Source organism: bacterium, from assembly GCA_021159335.1.
Classification (GTDB): domain Bacteria; phylum UBP14; class UBA6098; order B30-G16; family B30-G16; genus JAGGRZ01.
In genome coordinates this window covers 1-17,118 of sequence record JAGGRZ010000043.1, presented here as the reverse complement: position 1 = coordinate 17,118, position 17,118 = coordinate 1, and the positions used below count along the sequence as shown (strand labels likewise).

At 44.9% G+C, this 17,118-nt stretch carries 12 protein-coding genes; 5 read left to right on the top strand and 7 right to left on the bottom strand.

The window, feature by feature from the left end; translation table 11 throughout:
- The 6 genes from J7J62_02665 to J7J62_02640 all read right to left on the bottom strand — a co-directional run.
- The coding region (locus J7J62_02665) for a hypothetical protein (protein MCD6124057.1) at window positions 1–4,049 on the bottom strand (4,049 nt) is incomplete at its 3' end.
- Window positions 4,050–4,056: 7 nt separating this feature from the next.
- Window positions 4,057–5,385, bottom strand: a complete 1,329-nt coding sequence (locus J7J62_02660; GenBank protein MCD6124056.1) for an FG-GAP repeat protein — start codon at window positions 5,383–5,385, stop codon at window positions 4,057–4,059.
- Window positions 5,386–5,396: 11 nt separating this feature from the next.
- Window positions 5,397–6,833 carry an Asp-tRNA(Asn)/Glu-tRNA(Gln) amidotransferase subunit GatB gene (gatB, locus tag J7J62_02655; protein MCD6124055.1) on the bottom strand — a complete coding sequence of 479 codons (1,437 nt, stop codon included), beginning with the start codon at window positions 6,831–6,833 and terminating at the stop codon, window positions 5,397–5,399.
- 110 nt (window positions 6,834–6,943) lie between these two features.
- Complete coding sequence (gene glmS / locus J7J62_02650; GenBank protein ID MCD6124054.1) at window positions 6,944–8,785, bottom strand: glutamine--fructose-6-phosphate transaminase (isomerizing); 1,842 nt, start codon at window positions 8,783–8,785, stop codon at window positions 6,944–6,946.
- A gap of 91 nt (window positions 8,786–8,876) precedes the next feature.
- A complete protein-coding gene (locus J7J62_02645; GenBank protein ID MCD6124053.1) occupies window positions 8,877–9,263 on the bottom strand; it encodes a hypothetical protein in 387 nt (128 codons plus the stop codon).
- Complete coding sequence (locus J7J62_02640; protein ID MCD6124052.1) at window positions 9,256–9,876, bottom strand: prepilin-type N-terminal cleavage/methylation domain-containing protein; 621 nt, start codon at window positions 9,874–9,876, stop codon at window positions 9,256–9,258. Before J7J62_02640 ends, J7J62_02645 begins: the two co-directional genes overlap by 8 nt.
- A gap of 308 nt (window positions 9,877–10,184) precedes the next feature.
- Here J7J62_02640 and J7J62_02635 point away from each other — a divergent pair, with 308 nt between their 5' ends.
- Both J7J62_02635 and J7J62_02630 read left to right on the top strand, forming a co-directional pair.
- The gene (locus J7J62_02635) at window positions 10,185–10,355 is read left to right on the top strand and encodes a hypothetical protein (protein MCD6124051.1); all 171 of its coding nucleotides are present in this window, start codon (window positions 10,185–10,187) and stop codon (window positions 10,353–10,355) included.
- Window positions 10,356–10,367: 12 nt separating this feature from the next.
- Entirely contained in the window at window positions 10,368–11,447 is a 1,080-nt protein-coding gene (locus J7J62_02630) for an Ldh family oxidoreductase (GenBank protein MCD6124050.1), read from the top strand.
- A gap of 83 nt (window positions 11,448–11,530) precedes the next feature.
- Here J7J62_02630 and J7J62_02625 read toward each other — a convergent pair whose 3' ends face one another.
- Complete coding sequence (locus J7J62_02625; protein ID MCD6124049.1) at window positions 11,531–14,338, bottom strand: 3'-5' exoribonuclease; 2,808 nt, start codon at window positions 14,336–14,338, stop codon at window positions 11,531–11,533.
- A gap of 89 nt (window positions 14,339–14,427) precedes the next feature.
- Here J7J62_02625 and J7J62_02620 point away from each other — a divergent pair, with 89 nt between their 5' ends.
- The 3 genes from J7J62_02620 to wecB form a co-directional block, all read left to right on the top strand.
- The gene (locus tag J7J62_02620; protein MCD6124048.1) at window positions 14,428–15,777 is read left to right on the top strand and encodes a glycine--tRNA ligase; all 1,350 of its coding nucleotides are present in this window, start codon (window positions 14,428–14,430) and stop codon (window positions 15,775–15,777) included.
- A 65-nt stretch (window positions 15,778–15,842) separates the two neighbouring features.
- On the top strand, window positions 15,843–16,541 hold the full coding sequence (locus tag J7J62_02615) for a hypothetical protein (protein ID MCD6124047.1): 699 nt from the start codon (window positions 15,843–15,845) through the stop codon (window positions 16,539–16,541).
- A gap of 30 nt (window positions 16,542–16,571) precedes the next feature.
- A partial coding sequence (gene wecB, locus J7J62_02610) for a UDP-N-acetylglucosamine 2-epimerase (non-hydrolyzing) (protein MCD6124046.1) occupies window positions 16,572–17,118 on the top strand: 547 nt, incomplete at its 3' end.

Below are 17,118 nucleotides of genomic sequence, written 5' to 3'. Positions count from 1 at the left end.
GAATTAAACGGCACAGGATACAGCGAAATCTCAATCTCATCTTTTTCTGGGACAAGTTTCGGTTCACTAACGGCCTCACCGATGTCCTCACCAACGAGGTAGTTCCAAGCAGCACGAAGCACTTCCCACCTGTTTGAAAGGTCGTTAATATACTTAATGCCACCAAGATACACCGACGATATAATAGTTTTCCACGCTGAGTTCGTGTGAGGAATTGAGCCACTATGCGCAACCATTCTTATGTTCGATGTTATTGGCGGAGGATTATCCTGCGAGCGAAGCATAACTATGCCGCCTCCAACAGCATCAAACTCGTCCACTCTGTGGTCAGCGCGAGATTTGAAGAAGTACTCAAATTGCCTCGGTGAGGACCACAGATCACTTTGAGCAACAAGCGAGCTAACATTGCCGAAGGCTGCTAATCTGCCATCAGCTGCATAGGATATGCCGAAAAATTCGAGGAAATGTCCATCGAAAGCTGTCGAATAGTCCCTTGCTACATCAGCACCTTCCCAGTAGATTCTTCCGCCTGCGGCGAGATAGTCGATAAGCTTAGCTATAGAATAATCCGAAAGCTTCTCATTATTGAAGTCTCTAATACCAGTTATAACGAAGACAGCCTTGTATTTTAAGAGTTCGAAAGTATCGAGTTGCTCATCCTGACTCGTCAAAGCGGGAATAATGCCTGTAGCGGAAAAGAGTTCAGACACCACTTGTGCCTCGTCATCGCGAGAGCTATCGGCAAGAAGCGCACCGTTGTCGAAATCAACCACGAGAACATCAGGTTTCGTCGGGTCATCGTTAACATAGCCACCAACTGCTCTCGTGGGTTCGCTCGTGCCTTCATCGTAGATGGCATAAACGCGATAGAAGTAATAACGCAATCCACCAGTAGCGGTTCTGTCAATGAAGCCTGTAGTAAGCGGAGGTAAAATCGCTATTGTATCACCACCAATGGGAAGATAGGTAGACCTTATCACGCCGTAACCACGAAGTCTGGCTGATGTGCTTTCTGGGGGTTGCCAGCGAAGCGCAATCCTGCCGTGATACCCCGAAAGCACTACGAGATTTCTCGGCGGATTAAGTGGTATTTTCCTAAGATGAGCGTTAATAACCAGCGTTCCGGGTTCCCAAAGTCTAACAGTAGTGTCCAAAGGCTGATAAAGGGGTTTTCGGAAATGAAGCATATGCTCACCAAACAATACCCGCGTGAACTCATAATATCCTCTCGCATCAGTGTAAGTCGATTCAGCCCTATCGAGCACCACCAGAGTTCTTGCAGGCGAATCGGGCGGTAAAACGCGCACGAATCCTCTTATAACCCCTCGCTTGCGCATCATGTGCAAAACAAGTGTGTCCGACCGCGAATGGAAGAATATCAATGTGTCAACGGTCTGATAACCAGGTCTCAGCGCAACCACTGTGTATGTGTCATACGGCACATTTCTGAATCTAACCCAGCCCGAGGAATCAGTTATAGCGCTATCGAGTCCCAAAATCATGACGCGCGTTCCCCAAAGGTTGGCACCATCCTCAAGAAGCACCCTCACGAAGAGGTCGCCTATGATTTTTTGCAGAGTAACATTAATAAATGCATTAGCTCTAAGGAAAATAGTAGTATCAGCATCCCTGTACCCAGTATGAACAAAGGAGAGAGAATGCTCCCCATATGGAACATTATTGAACCTGAACGCACCATTTCTGCTCGTAGTATCGGTCAAAGAGCCATCAAGAGTAACGATAGTCCCATCCCACTCTCCTATAGGACGGTCGCTGAGATGCACCCTGCCGCTTATCTGATACCTTCTTAGGTAGAGCGTATCCACGAGAATGATGTCGCCAACCACCACGGCATCGTGGAACTTCGTGTAATATCCTTCGTGATATATACGAATCCTTATGTGAGAGCTGTCGGGGATTCCGCATATCTCAAAAGCGCCGGAACGATTAGTAGTATCGACAAAATCAGTTCCAAGAATTCGAACCTCGGTGCCTGAAAAATCGGTTGCGCCCTCAAGAAGAATGTGCCCAGAAAGGCAGTATGTTGGCGGAATGTATCTTATGTATTTGAAGAAAACTACGCATGAAGAGTCAATCCTTATTCCAAGCGTTCGTCTCAGATTATGCCACACAGCGGGAGTGTCTCCAGGAGTGAATGTTATTCCCCACAAAAGCTGGTCAGCAGGCGGCAGCCCAACAATATCCCAGCGCAGAACAAATGGATGGGTAATGTTGCTGCACTGAAGTTGCCATATTATCGTATCCTCATCAACATTTCTTATGTCCTGAATGAGATAATCCCATCCTGTTGGAGATGGTATCCGCATCGCGAACCTCGGCAAAGTCATCACAGGCGGTGGTGCCATAAAATCGAGTCCCGGGTCCACACCATCGGTGCCAACCTCATCAGCTCCAAAAGCGACGGTCGAGAAGAGAGTGTGAGTAGGGATATTTCTGACGAAAACTCTGACCAGCCAATCAGGGGTTGGGAAATCCCCCACCACGAAAAATCCATTGTATCTGACTGTATTGGGTGGTGTTTCAGTGTCCGATGCAGTTATTCTCCAGTAAATCCTGTGGTCTGGCGTAAAGTTGGTATCGGGTATGTAAGCCACAAATGCTGTATCACCACGAATGAACTTCTCACAATCAGCAGTAACATCAACGCCATCGACAACCAGCGATATAGAATTGGTGTCTATCCCCATTCTATCGTCAAGCAAAGCGATGATTATATTGGTCCATGGATTTACACCCATCGCGCCAAAAGATGGATACGAGGCAACGACACGAGGCGGAACTGTGTCTATAACATGTTTGTAGACGAAAAACTTTTTCCCTATTGGAACGTTCATAAATGATGTTGTCGCCATATTTTGCCATAATGTTATAGTTGATTCAGCGTCAGCCACAGCCGCATAGAACCTCGTGCCCTCAGGTATTATCTGGCTTATCCAGCTTGCGAAAAGCACAATCCCCGGATTTTGGAAGTCAACAACCCAGAGATTGTCGGAGTCCAAGGGTCTGGTGTCGCGCGATAGTGCTGTAATGAAAGGATAAGCGGGGTCAGAAAGCTTGAAGAAAACTTCGAACTCAGGTGCAGGAAAGGACGGGAAAGCCACATCGAGCGAATCGAAAAATTGCGATGCTCCCTCGGCGCCAGCGGCATAAATGCATTTTGTAACGGTATCACGAGCAGTAATGTTGACAAAGAAAAGCGGGAACTCCCACTGCGGAGAAAAAGCAGGGACCGATGTGCGAAAAGAAAAGGTTGTATCAAGATAATGAGGGAAAGAGGCTATATCGGCAGCAATAACCCTTATGTTCATCAGTGAATCGTATTCAAAAGGCGGATGTCTATAAATAACCTGTATTCCACTAAGTAATCTCCTTGTCTCGATGGAAGATGTCACATCAACGCCATTAACAAACATCTGTATAGTGTGGACATTAACACCGGTTTCGTCGTCATCGAGAACCACGACAACAGGAGCAGATGGTGGCACATCACGCCTTCCATTTTGAGGGTAAGCGAACGCGAGGTAAGGCGGATGGTCCGCACCTGAGCTGTACGGACGACACGAAATCCAGAACCAATCCGGTGCATCAAATTCCAGATGGTCGTTGTAATGCATATCATACCAGCGAGTGGGTTCTGTTGTCTCGGTTCCTATTCCTATTCTTATCTGCCCAGCTGGTATTGTCGCGGGGTCCCAGCTTATCCTGGCTCTTCCCATAGCACCGCCCACGAAACCTTTGAAAATATGCCTTACCCTTGCGTCGTGGCGGATGTCCACAGAAAGCATCGTTATGAATGGATTCATAGGGTCATTAAGCCTGAAAAACGCATGCGGACCAGACGGCGGAACAAAGGGTATTACCTCATCTATTCCCGGGTCATAGTGCCAGCTTGCTGCTGGGTCAACCCCAAAAACCAATGTGTCAACGAATCCACTAAAACTTATAACTATTGGCTGGCGCCAGGATATCCCCCAGACAGCGCCATACGCCACCAAAATAGCAAACAAAATTGCATACATGCGTTTCATAATAACCTCACTTTTTGTATATTTTTACCAATCCTTTACCTTCCAGCCCACTTCCGGGGCCAGCGCAACATATGGCGAATGCGTCCTTTCCTTTGCCAAAAAAGTCCTTTATAACTGAAACACAATAGCCGCACTGGGCGTTTTCACTGTCGCCATCAACGGTAAACATCGGCTCGGTGGACTTCATTTTACCACCTGCAAAGAAGCTTACCCTTCCCGTGTGATAAATTTCAACATCAAGATATGGCGAACCAACCATAAAATCGGGTATTTTATCACCATTAATGTCACCACAACTACTTGCGGAATACCCGAACAAGCTGTTAACTGACTCACCAATGTATCTTGCTATATATTCCGACTTTAGCGTTTTACCGCCCGGGAAAATATATACGGCACCATAGGAACCGATAGCGCCACCCGGTGCGCCCACCATTATATCATCGTAACCATCGTTGTTGACATCGCCGGGAGAGCAAACCACATATCCAAGATTCTCATCCCTCAACTTGCCGATGTATGTTACAGCTGGCTCTTTGCTTATTATACTTCCGCCCTTGTAAACATAAACTTTACCAACATTTTTCGCCGTTTCCAAATCATAATAAATAGCGCTAACTGCAAAATCAGCAATGCCATCGCCGGTAACATCACCAAGCATTGCGACCCTTGCCCCAAAACCATCGACAGTGTTTTCGCCACGAAGGGTCAAGGCAGCTTTATCAAATCCCATTCCACCAAGGTACACATAAACTTCACCAGTAACCCCTGGACCACCATATTGTGCTCCTATGAGCAGGTCAGGTTTGTTATCACCATTAATATCAAGGCCGCCGGCTATCGACGAGCCAAACCAACCGTTAACTTTTTTCCCGTCAATAACAATGTCCGGGATTGAATCAAGTTTCTTGCCACCGTAAAATATGTAAACTCTTCCCGCATCAGTGCCGCCAGAATCACAATTGGGAGCACCAACAGCAAAATCATCTATACCATCACCGTTAATGTCACCCACCCACGCTGCACTCGCGCCAAACCTATCTCCAGGTGCTTGTCCGCGAAGAATCATGTATGGTTTATCGTTAAGTTTTTTCCCGCCAAGGTAAACATAAACCTTTCCAGGGTAATTAGGGTCTTGGCTAAACTTGCCGTCCGCACAAATCAGCATGTCGCCGTAACCGTCACCGTTTATATCGCCAGCATACGCAACATATGTTCCGAACCTATCCCCTTTATGTGGTCCGCCCGGGGAACTTATGGACCCCACAAACTTAAGTTCCTGAGCGAATAAAATAGAAATAAAAGCAATCGTAATCGTTATTGCTTGTCTTATCACAATCTCCTCCTTCAACCTTCTAACTTCTCAAGCAAAATTTTATTTACTACCTTAGGGTCGACTTGACCACGAGTTTTTTTCATTATCTGCCCCATGAAAAAGCCAAACACGCCCTTCTTCCCAGACCTATACTTTCTTACTGCATCGGTATTCTCTTGAAGAACTTCATCGACTATTCTCTCTATTTGAGAATCATCATTAATAACCTTAACCTGCATTGAGCTTATTATCTCCTCGACCCTATCGCCGCTTTCGGCCATCCTCTTGAACACCTCTTTAGCTATAGGTCGCGTTATTTCACCGTCAGATAACATATTCAGAAGTTTTGCCAGCTCCTCCGGGCTAACTTTAAGTTCATCCGCCCCGATGTTTTTCTCGTTAACAATTCTCATAACCTCTACCAAAAGCCAGTTAGCCGCGGCCTTCTTGTCCTTAACGGCTTCAAGAACACGATCAGCATAATCCGAAAATGACTTTGTTGCACAAAGACTTTCAGCAAGCTCACGGGATAAATTATAACTTCTCATGAATCTTTCTATTCTCTCATCCGGCAATTCACCTACATCTTTTTCCGCATTACTAATCTGGTCATCAGTAACCACAAGCTCAAGAATATCGGGCTCAGGAAAATATCTATAATCAGACGATTCCTCTTTTGTGCGCATTAACACTGTCTTTGATTGACGCTCATCCCAAAGAAGAGTTTGCTTCTCCACTTTTTCACCAGACTCAAGAAGCTTTATGTGGCGCTCTATCTCGTATTGCAGAGCTTTCTGCAAGAACCTGAATGAGTTAAGATTTTTAAGCTCGGTTCTGGTCCCAAGTTCAGTCTGCCCAATTTTTCTTACGGACACATTAGCATCAACCCTAAGATTACCTTTTTCCATGTCACCAGCGCAAATCCCAAGATATGTCACGAGTTGCCTTAGTTTCATTACATATGTCGCTGCCTCGAGAGGTGTTCTCATGTCAGGCTCGGATACTATCTCAATGAGAGGAACTCCGCATCGGTTAAAATCTACAAGGGTTATTTCTCCAGTTCCGATGTGGTAAGATTTAGCTGCATCCTCCTCAAGGTGAATCCTTCTTATTCGCACGATTTTCTGGGTACCATCAGGAAGCCTTAATAAAAGTTTGCCATCCTCCGCTATTGGTATTTCATCCTGTGTTATTTGGTAGCCCTTCGGAAGGTCTGGGTAAAAATAATTTTTTCTCGCGAAAATCGACCTTTTGTTAATCTTGCACTTCAACGCATTGGCAAGCATTAAAGCGTAATGAACAGCTTTTTTGTTTGGAACTGGCAGTGCTCCAGGCATACCAAGGCAAACCGGGCAAACAGCTGTGTTAGGTGGCACATCATAACCCACGACCGGGCAAGAACAGAACATCTTGGTGCGAGTGGTCAGCTGAATGTGAATCTCGAGCCCTATTACCGCTTCGTATATCATATGTTAATTATTATTAGTAATTAAGTAATAGTCAAGTTAAAAAAGGGATTATTTAAATATTTTTGATAGATTATTTTCGCATTTATTTATCGCACAAAAGGTTAGAAAGTTTATTCTACCGTAACGCTTTTCGCAAGGTTTCTGGGCTGGTCGACATCGCAGCCGCGCATTACCGCTATGTAATAGGCCAGTAGCTGAAGCGGTATAACCGTGAGCATGGGTGTGAACATGTATTCAGTTTTCGGAACATAAATAACATGTTCCGCGAGCTTTTTTATTTTCTCGTCGCCCTCAGTAGCAACCACTATAACCCGTCCACCCCGTGAGCGGACTTCCTCTATATTGCTTATTACTTTCTGATAAAGTGGGTCCTCAGTGGCAATAAACACTACCGGCATGTTTTCATCTATAAGCGCTATTGGTCCGTGTTTCATTTCCGCAGACGGATAGCCCTCGGCATGAATGTATGATATTTCTTTAAGTTTCAACGCACCCTCAAGCGCTACTGGAAAGTTGTAACTCCTTCCCAAATAAAGGAAATTGGAGTGGTCCTTGAATTTTTCCGCTATTTTCTTTATCTGCTGATTTTTACGCTCTTTATCAAGAATATATTGAACCTTGTCCGGAATTTTTTCGAGCTCAGATGTGAGTTTTTTCCCTGTCTCGAGCGATAGCCCTCTCATCCTGCCAAGCATTATCGCGATAAGAGACAGAACCATTACCTGCGATGTGAAAGCTTTCGTTGATGCGACGCCTATCTCCGGCCCAGCATGGATGTATACTCCGGCATCCGTTTCGCGAGCTATGGTAGAACCGACTACGTTAACTATTCCGAACACTGGCGCACCCTGACGCTTGGCTTCCCGAAGTGCAGCTAATGTATCAGCAGTCTCGCCGGACTGGCTTATTACTATAACGGGTGTATCAGCAGAAAGTATCGGGCTTCTGTAGCGGAACTCACTCGCGTATTCCGTTTCCACAGGGATGCGGGCGAGTTCCTCAATAAGATACTCACCTATTAGAGCAGCATGCCAGCTCGTTCCGCAGGCGGTTAGTATTATGCGCTCCGCACTGGCAAGCCTGTCATGATAAGGTTTAAGACCATTAAGTCTTGCGGTGCCGTCCTCAATGTTGAGTCTTCCCCTGAAAGCATTCCGAAGCGTTTGGGGCTGCTCGTAAATCTCCTTAAGCATGAAGTGAGGATAACCACCCTTCTCAAGCTCCTGCAGAGAAAATGTTATGCGCTGTATTTTGGGAGTTATTCGCTCCCTCTTTAAATTCTTTATCTCAAAGTCATCGGCAGTAATTAAAGCATACTCCTCCTCATCGAGATATATAACTCTATCAGTATATCTTATCACAGCGGTAGCATCTGAAGCTATTAAATTTTCGCCTTCACCAGCACCTATAAGAAGCGGGCTTCCGTGACGAGCAGCATAGATTCTATCGGGCTGTTCGCTAAATATTATTCCGAGCCCATAAGTTCCCTCTATCTCAAGTAGTGCAAGCCGCAGAGCCTCCTCAAAATCGTTGGTCTCCTTTAGCATCTCCTCGATAAGATGAGCTATTATCTCCGTGTCAGTGTCAGTGGTAAGTGTATGCCCTCTCGAGGTAAGAAATTGGCTCAGTGCACGATAATTTTCTATTATCCCGTTATGGACCACAGCTATTTTACCCGCGCAGTCAAGGTGAGGATGGGCATTTCTATCTGATGGTTCGCCATGCGTAGCCCACCTCGTATGAGCTATCCCCATGCGAGCAGAAAATTCCTTTCCCGAAAGTTCGCGCTCGAGTTCGGCTATTTTCCCTTTTCTTTTCATTACCCTCAGTTTGCCGTCCTCTATTATAGCTATGCCCGCTGAATCATAACCGCGATACTCGAGTCTTTTGAGCCCCTCAATGAGAACATTAACCGCATCTCTTTTCCCAACATAGCCAACTATTCCGCACATTCAAAATCCTCCAGAATAAGTTCAAAAAATAATAATAAAAAAGTTCCCAAAGGCAATAAGTAAGACGCTGCGAAAGTTCAGGAAATCATGTTTATTCACCTGTCAGATATTCAAGATTTTCCTCAACCATCATGAATGCGTCCTCACCGTACTTTTTACGCACCCTTTTTTTCTCCTTGGCACTGCCTTTAACGATGGCGTCCTTTATTTCAGTTATCGCATCGTAGTAATACAAAACCTTCGTTATAGGCACTTTAACATCATACTCTAAGAGCAAATTTTGTATTTCATCACCACTCGTGGATTGTTTTGAGAGAAGTTCTCTAAGGTCGGGATAAATCTCTATTACTTTGTCAAACTCTTGAAGGTCAATATTTATTTTTGCCGAGGATTTCTCTTTTTTCCCTCTTGAACATGAAACTATAAATACAGGAACTATGAATATGAAGACCAAGAAGATAACTCTACTTTTAGTCACCGCAATTAACTCCTGCTGGATTGCTCCATATTTTGTCGGGTATTACTGAAGCAGGCACTTTAAAAAGTTTGCCAGAACTCGTTATTATAAGCCTTTCAGAGTTTCTTAGACTCTTATCTGGACTTCTTATAGGGTCAGCCATAACCCAGTAATCCTCACAACTAAGGTCAGACCAATACCAGAAGGCGTTCGCCAATGAAGGAAGCGGATTAAGTAGATGGTCGATAAAATCGATAAAACCTGAGTTTGCATATGTTCCCTCGTATGGGCACTCACCGATAAATAAAGTGTATTCATAAACTGGGTCCTCTTCGGGGTGATAATAATCGAGAAAAACCCACCTATTTCCTCTAAACGCTATAGGATGAAACCAGAAATATCTGTCATGCCACCTAAAACCAAGAGGCCAACCGTCCCACCACTCGGGAAAACCACCGTATTCCTCGTACCATTCCTCAAGAGATTCCCTTATCCCTGCCAGAACAACCTTCGCTTGAGCCTGTTTAGCACGAACAGTAGCATTGTTATACATAGGAATAGCTATAGCAGCCAATATGCCAACAACCACAACGACGATCATAAGCTCTATTAATGTGAAACCTCGCCTGAACATTTCGCCCGAGATTAATATACTCTGTTAAAACAGCCTTTCAATATCTATTTTGGAGATGATTTACGAAAATGCAAGAATTTTATCCTAAATAGTTTATAAAGACGATTAGACATCAAATAAATATAGCTTGCCTCAAGCAAATTATTAAGAGATATTATCCCAAAAAGTTTTGGAGATTCATTTTTTAAGTTGTTAACATTGATGTGTTAATATTAAGAGATATATGGAAAACGAATCGCCTTATTCATCGGTTGAAGCCAAAGAACTCTGCGAACTCCTCGACAAGAAACTTGTGGTTGAAATCCGCGATGATGCTGGAATACATTGGGTTTAACGAAGCCGCAAATCTCATAACCAAAGCCCTCGAAAAAACTATCGCTGATAAAATCGTCACCTATGATCTCGCACGCCACATGGGGATAGAGCCCGTTAGGACCTCTGAGTTCACGAGGGCGATAATAGAAAGAATGGAAGAATAAAGGGGGAAACTAATGGAGTTGATCAAGGTGAACATCGATAAACTATTTAATTTCGGAGTAGAAGTTTTCAAAAAACTTGGCGTGCCAGAGGACGACGCCAAAATAGTCATGGATGTTCTTATAGCCTCCGATAGGCGCGGAATAAGCTCCCACGGCGTGGCAAGAATGAGAAGATATGTTAACGGGATAAAAAGCGGCATAATGAAACCGGTGGCTAAAATTGAGATACTAAAGGAAACGCAGAACACGATTCTTGCCTCAGGCGGCGACGGACTTGGTCAGGTGGTTGGATACAGAGTAATGGAAATGGTTATAAAAAAAGCCCTCGATAACAATGTCTGCGTTGGCGTTGTTAGAAACTCGAACCACTACGGGATAGCAGGCTACTATGCGATGATGGCACTTAAATACGACCTTATTGGGGTATCCTTAACCAACTCTGCACCGATTATGGTGCCAACATACGGTAAGGATGCAGTGCTTGGAACAAATCCGCTGGCGCTGGCATTTCCTGCAGGTAAAGAGAAACCCATAGTGCTTGATATGGCGACATCAACGGTTCCTCGCGGAAAACTTGAGGTTTATAACAGACTATCAAAGCCTCTCCCAACAACCTGGGCAACTGACGAGACAGGCCGACCGACACAGGACGCAGCAAGGGTTCTGGCTAACCTACTCGAACGCAAAGGCGGAGGTTTATTGCCTCTCGGCGGTGCTGACGAGGAAACCGGCGGACACAAGGGCTATGGACTTTCATTTGTTATCGACATACTGACCGGAGTTCTCTCAGGTGGTGCTTTTGGACCTAACACATATAAGAAAAAAGGCGAACCACCAAACATCTGCCATATGTTCGCTGCCCTGAGAATCGATGCGTTCATGCCCGTGGAGGAGTTCAAGGCAAGACTTGACGAATACATAAACATCCTCAGGAACTGTCCAAAAGCGGATGGGGCAACAAGAATATATGTCGCCGGCGAAAAAGAAGCAGAGAAAGAGGAATTACACAAAGACTTCATCGAGATTGATCCAAAGGTTTACGAGGATTTGAAATCCATTTCTGAGGAGCTTTCAGTTCCCATGGAGTTCTAACCGGCAGCCGAATGAAGTATGTAAAATCAAAAGCTATTAGGTATTAAATATTCCTCCGCAGCATAAGAAAATAGCATAAGCTTTTAACCCAGATGCTCAGCAACGATCTGGTACACCTCATCAAGTGATTTGGCTATTTCAGGTTTTTTAGGTAGAGAGCTAATGAATTTCTCCCCATAACGCATAGTTATTATTCTTTTGTCCAGGATTGCAAGGACACCTCTGTCGGTCTCGCTTCTTATCAGCCGTCCTATGCCCTGCCGAAATCGAATCACAGCCTGTGGCACAATAAATTCCTCGAAAGGGCTTCGTCCACATCTCTGAAGCCGTTCACTCATGGCTTCAATATAGGGGTCGTCCGGAACTGGAAATGGAAGCTTAGTTAGTATCAACAATTCGAGGCTTTTGCCGGGGATGTCTATACCTTGCCAGAAACTTTCCGTCCCAAGAAGCACCGACTCTACATCTTCTATAAATGTTCTCGATATCGCAGCAAGAGAACCAGAAAATCCCTGTCCCAAAAGTTTTATGCCAACCTGCTGGAAATCGTAATAAAGGGTCTCGTAAATCTGTCTCAATGAATCGTGACTCGTGAAAAGAACCATAGTTCCCTTTCTAAACTTTCGCGATGTTTCACGCACCAACGCGGATGTTTTATCGATGAAGCGCTCGAGTTCTCTCGGTGATGGCATGAACTCCGTGACGACGATGCGTAGTTGAGTTTCGTAATCGTATGGGGAACCAAGAAGCAAAGTTCTAACTCGCTCTCGAGGTGCATATACAAGCCCGAGGCGCTCAAGGTAATAAGAGAAATCCTCGGCAATAGCCAGCGTCGCCGATGTGAACACCGCTGCTCCCAGCCGCTCATAAAGCTCAGTGTTTAGGACCTGTCCTACATCAAGTGGCGCCCAGCAAAGTCTGGCATCAATAGAATCCGGACTTGTCGGTGACTCCATCCAATAAACAACATCGGGCTCGTCAGGGCTTAAAACCACAAGCAGATCATCCATAAGTTCCATTAGCTTGGCTCGCTCGCCCTTAAGTTCTTCAAAATATTTCCTCAGTTCCTCGTTTTGAGGTTCGCCAAGATTATCGATAAATATATCAAGTTCTGTATATAGCGATTTCAGCGCCGCAATAAGTTCATCTCCTCTATCTTTTATCGATTTATATACGGGATTAATATAATCATATCTCTTTCGCACCTGATATTTCTGTTTCTGCCAGTGATAGATTAATTCCATGTTCAGCGCGAGCTCGGAGAAAAATTTATCAGCGCACTCGCGAATAAAAGATATATTCTCCTTTATCCTTTCAAATTGTTCATCCAAAGAGTGATCACCCAAAGCAGTCATAATATACGATAAAACGCCCGAGGGGACAGCTGCTTCTTTATATATTCCATCTAAAACCGATTTTACTCTCCATATACTTATCTCTCCTCCAAGAAGCTCCACAGCCACCATATCAAGTTTATGCGCCTCGTCAACGATTAAGTAGCTGTAATCGCCCAAAATAGCGCCGCCAAGGTCAGATATAAGCAATGCGTGATTGACAATCAACATCTGGGCTTCGGATACCTTGCGTCTTATTTTATATACAAAACAATCTCTATAATATGGGCAAAGTTTACCTATACATGTATGGCCATCGGCGCGAACTTTCTCCCACAACGAATATCTAAAATTATTTATAAACGATGTGTTCTCTGATATGTCGCCAGATTCTGTTTCTGAAATCCAGGAGGCAATGTAAATAAGTCCTTCTCGCTCGCGAGAGGTTAAACTCATAGGGTCGCGCATATATCGCTCAAGCCTGTATAAACATATATAGTTTCCTTTGCCCTTTAAAAGCAACGCGTAAAAATCAAAAGGTAAAACCTTTCGCAGAACTGGAAGGTCTTTGAAAAACAATTGTTCTTGAAGTGCCTTTGTATATGTTGACACCACTACTTTCTCGCCGTTAGCCGCAGACCAGAAAAGCGCTGGCACAAGATAAGCGAACGATTTGCCCACACCAGTTCCTGCCTCGACCATTAAAAGCTCACCATCAATAAAAGCTTGTGTAACGGCAGCCGCCATGTCCTGTTGCTGTGAGCGCACTTTGAAGTTTTTAAGCACTGTCCCAAGCGGACTATTCTCGGAAAAGTAAGCCTCAATTATATCGGGGTCGAAGTCCACCGACTCGCTGGTTGGTTCGCCGAGTTCGTTTTGAAGAACCACCAGTTTATCAGAATTTACCTTAGGTGGCGGCGGAAGATTTTCCCTGAACATCCTATGCTCCCTCGCCAGACGCCAATAAAATTCGAGGTCGGATGCACCAGCAGCAAAAATAAGTTCTTCAATTTGGTCGAAAAGTGGCTCGGGAAGGGAAAGAAGTTTTTGCCACAATTTTTCAGCCACACCAAGTGTTGCCAAAGCGTCGTAATAAGCACGATGAGCACGAACGAGCTCGACCTTAAAAAGAGCTGCAAGTGTCTCAAGTTGATGGTTAACTGCAGTTGGATAAAGAACTCTTGCGAGGGAAAGTGTGTCCACAACTCTATTCCGCGGAATTCTCAAACCCAAAGCTCTACAGTTCTCGAACAAGAATCCAAGGTCGAACGAAACATTGTGCCCGATAAGCAATGCGTTATCCAAAAAGTCGAGAAACTGTGGCAAAACAAGCTCTATAGGCTCAGCTTCAGAAAGCATCGAATCGTCAATCCCGGTAAGCTGCTTGACATAGAATGGAACCGGCCTCTGGGGATTAACGAGCCTTTTGAATGTCTCCTGTCTACCGTCATCAAATACTCTTACAGCGCCAATCTCGATGATTCTGTCGAAGCCCGGGTCGACTCCGGTCGTCTCAAAATCAAAGGCAACAACCTCTTTTTGACCGAAAATTCCCATTTTTAAATTTAGATATTTATTCTATATTTTAGTTTGACAAAAGACGCAAACAACTTTGATTTCATCCGAACTAATATACGGGAGGGCAGATGGAGCAGGTAGCAAAAAAAGCGGTTACTCTCGATAAAATAGTGTCGCTGTGCAAACGGAGAGGCTTCGTGTTCCAGTCATCCGAGATTTACGGTGGCATAAACTCATGCTGGGATTACGGTCCGCTTGGCGTAGAACTTAAAAATAACCTTAAACGCTGGTGGTGGCGTGAGATGGTGCAGTTGCGCGAGGAAATAGTTGGACTCGATTCGGCGATACTAATGCATCCCAAAGTTTGGGAAGCCTCCGGACATCTTGAACACTTCCAGGATCCACTGGTGGAATGCAAAACCTGCCACAGACGATTTCGTGCCGACGAGATAGTAAACGAAAAATGCCCCGTATGCGGCTCAAAAGAGCTTACCCAGCCAAGGATGTTCAACCTTATGTTCAAAACATTTATAGGTCCTGTAGAAAGCGAGGAAAATACGATATACCTTCGCCCTGAAACTGCACAAGGAATTTATGTTAACTACCTTAATGTTATGAAAACAATGCGACTTAAAATACCGTTCGGCATAGCTCAAATAGGAAAAGCTTTCCGCAACGAGATATCACCGGGCAACTTCATATTCCGCTCCCGAGAATTCGAGCAAATGGAGATGCAATACTTCGTCAGACCCGAAGAAGCGGGGAAATGGTTCGAATACTGGCGCAAGAAAAGATGGGAATGGTATTTATCAATGGGTATAGACGAGAATATGCTGCACTGGCACAAGCACTCTGAGGACGAGCTTGCCCATTACGCAATAGAAGCTTATGACATCGAATTCGACTTTCCGTTCGGTCGAAAGGAGCTTGAGGGTATTCACAATAGGGGCGATTACGACCTATCAAGGCATCAGGAATACTCGGGCAAAAGACTTGAATACACCGATCCAATAACGAAAGAGCAATACATTCCATACATTGTTGAGACATCTGGCGGAGTTGACAGAACCATGCTTGCCGTGATAGTCGACGCATACACGGAGGAACCGGAGCGCTCAAACCCTGATAAAATAAGGGTGGTGCTCAAAATGCATCCTCGACTCTCGCCTATAAAAGTTGGCATTTTCCCGCTGGTAAAGAAAGAGGGTATGCCCGAGATAGCAAGAGAGATAGCTGAAGACCTTAAATCGGAGTTTATGGTTTTCTACGATGAGAAAGATTCCATAGGACGACGATACAGAAGACAGGACGAAGCAGGAACTCCTTTCTGCGTCACTGTGGATGGTCAAACCCTTGAGGACCGGACAGTAACGATAAGAGAGCGGGATACTATGGTTCAGGTCAGGGTTAAGATAGATGATATAGCAAAGATGATAAAGGAATACACTGAAAGTTGGGAAAGGGACAAGGGAATTTAATTTTATATGAGAAAAAGTTGCTTAAGCGACGCAAAAAATTTAATCGCAAAGCGAAGGGAGGGGACATGAATCGCGCAATTTTTTTAATTATTGCGAGTTTCCTGCTCGCGGCATTGCCTCTGAGCGCTTCATCCGTAAGCGGGGGCTGCGGTGCATTCATGATCGGATTTGACATGCCTAACCTTGGAAACTTAAACGACAAGCTCGAAGCCAACGGCTACGGTTCGCTCAACAATAAGTTCTTGGCCACAGGCGGTTTCGGCTATGCTGCCATTAAAAGTGTTATTCTTGGCGGCGAGGGTGCTGGCGAATCACAGATAATAAAAAACGATTCACTCAAGGCAAAATTAAGCGCAGGATACGGACTTTTCGATATAGGCTATGTAGTCTTTTCAAGCCCTGTGGCTTTAATATTTCCCGTCGTGGGCATTGGCGGCGGAGGAATAGACCTAACATTATGGCGTACTGACATGTCACTCCAATTCGACTCAATACTCGCCAACCCGGGAATAACGACGGTGCTCAATATGGGTGGACTGATACTTAAAGGAGAGCTTGATTTCCTTTTCTTTCCGCCGCTCGGAAAAGGTTCCTCACAACCTAATGGTATAATGCTTGGTGTAAGAGTTGGCTACATGTACATGCCGCAAAAAGCCTCGTGGAAGTTTGAGGACATAGATGTATCAGACGGTCCCGACTCAAGGCTTAACGGTTTGTACATTCATTTCATGATAGGCATGGGTGGATTTTTCATCGGAGAGTGATAAAGATAATGCTCGGGTTTCAAACGCTAAATGGGTAGTCGCAAACACAAAATTTTCGCCATAATCGGCACGAGACCAGATGCAATAAAAATGGCGCCCGTCATAAAGACTCTTGAAGAAGCAAACGAACTCGAACCAATAGTTATTGCTACAGCTCAACACAGACAAATGCTCGACCAGGTGCTTTCCGCATTCGAATTAAGGGTGCACTATGACCTAAACATAATGAAAGAAGGACAGGATCTCGATTATATTACCATAGAATCCCTGAAAGGTTTGGGGCGCCTGATGGATGAAGAAAAACCCTCAATGGTAGTCGTGCAGGGCGACACTACCACAAGCTTCGTTGGTGGATTGGCGGCTTTTTACAGGAACATACCCGTTGCACATGTAGAAGCTGGTTTAAGAACCGGCGACCTAAGACAACCATTCCCCGAAGAAGCTAATAGAAGATTGCTTGACGCAATATCAGAGCTTCTGTTCCCCCCTACTGAAAAGGCACTAAAAAATCTCCTAAACGAAGGGATTGACCCGAAAAAATGCACTGTTACCGGAAACACGGCTATCGACGCGTTAC

What these genes read in the sequence shown, in the direction of transcription:
- J7J62_02630 (MCD6124050.1), top strand. Translation starts at nt 10,368, where the DNA reads ATGGAGTTGATCAAGGTGAACATCGATAAACTATTTAATTTCGGAGTA.
- J7J62_02625 (MCD6124049.1), bottom strand. Translation starts at nt 14,338, where the DNA reads ATGGGAATTTTCGGTCAAAAAGAGGTTGTTGCCTTTGATTTTGAGACG.
- J7J62_02615 (MCD6124047.1), top strand. Translation starts at nt 15,843, where the DNA reads ATGAATCGCGCAATTTTTTTAATTATTGCGAGTTTCCTGCTCGCGGCA.
- J7J62_02640 (MCD6124052.1), bottom strand. Translation starts at nt 9,876, where the DNA reads ATGTTCAGGCGAGGTTTCACATTAATAGAGCTTATGATCGTCGTTGTG.
- glmS (MCD6124054.1), bottom strand. Translation starts at nt 8,785, where the DNA reads ATGTGCGGAATAGTTGGCTATGTTGGGAAAAGAGATGCGGTTAATGTT.
- gatB (MCD6124055.1), bottom strand. Translation starts at nt 6,833, where the DNA reads ATGATATACGAAGCGGTAATAGGGCTCGAGATTCACATTCAGCTGACC.
- J7J62_02620 (MCD6124048.1), top strand. Translation starts at nt 14,428, where the DNA reads ATGGAGCAGGTAGCAAAAAAAGCGGTTACTCTCGATAAAATAGTGTCG.
- J7J62_02635 (MCD6124051.1), top strand. Translation starts at nt 10,185, where the DNA reads ATGATGCTGGAATACATTGGGTTTAACGAAGCCGCAAATCTCATAACC.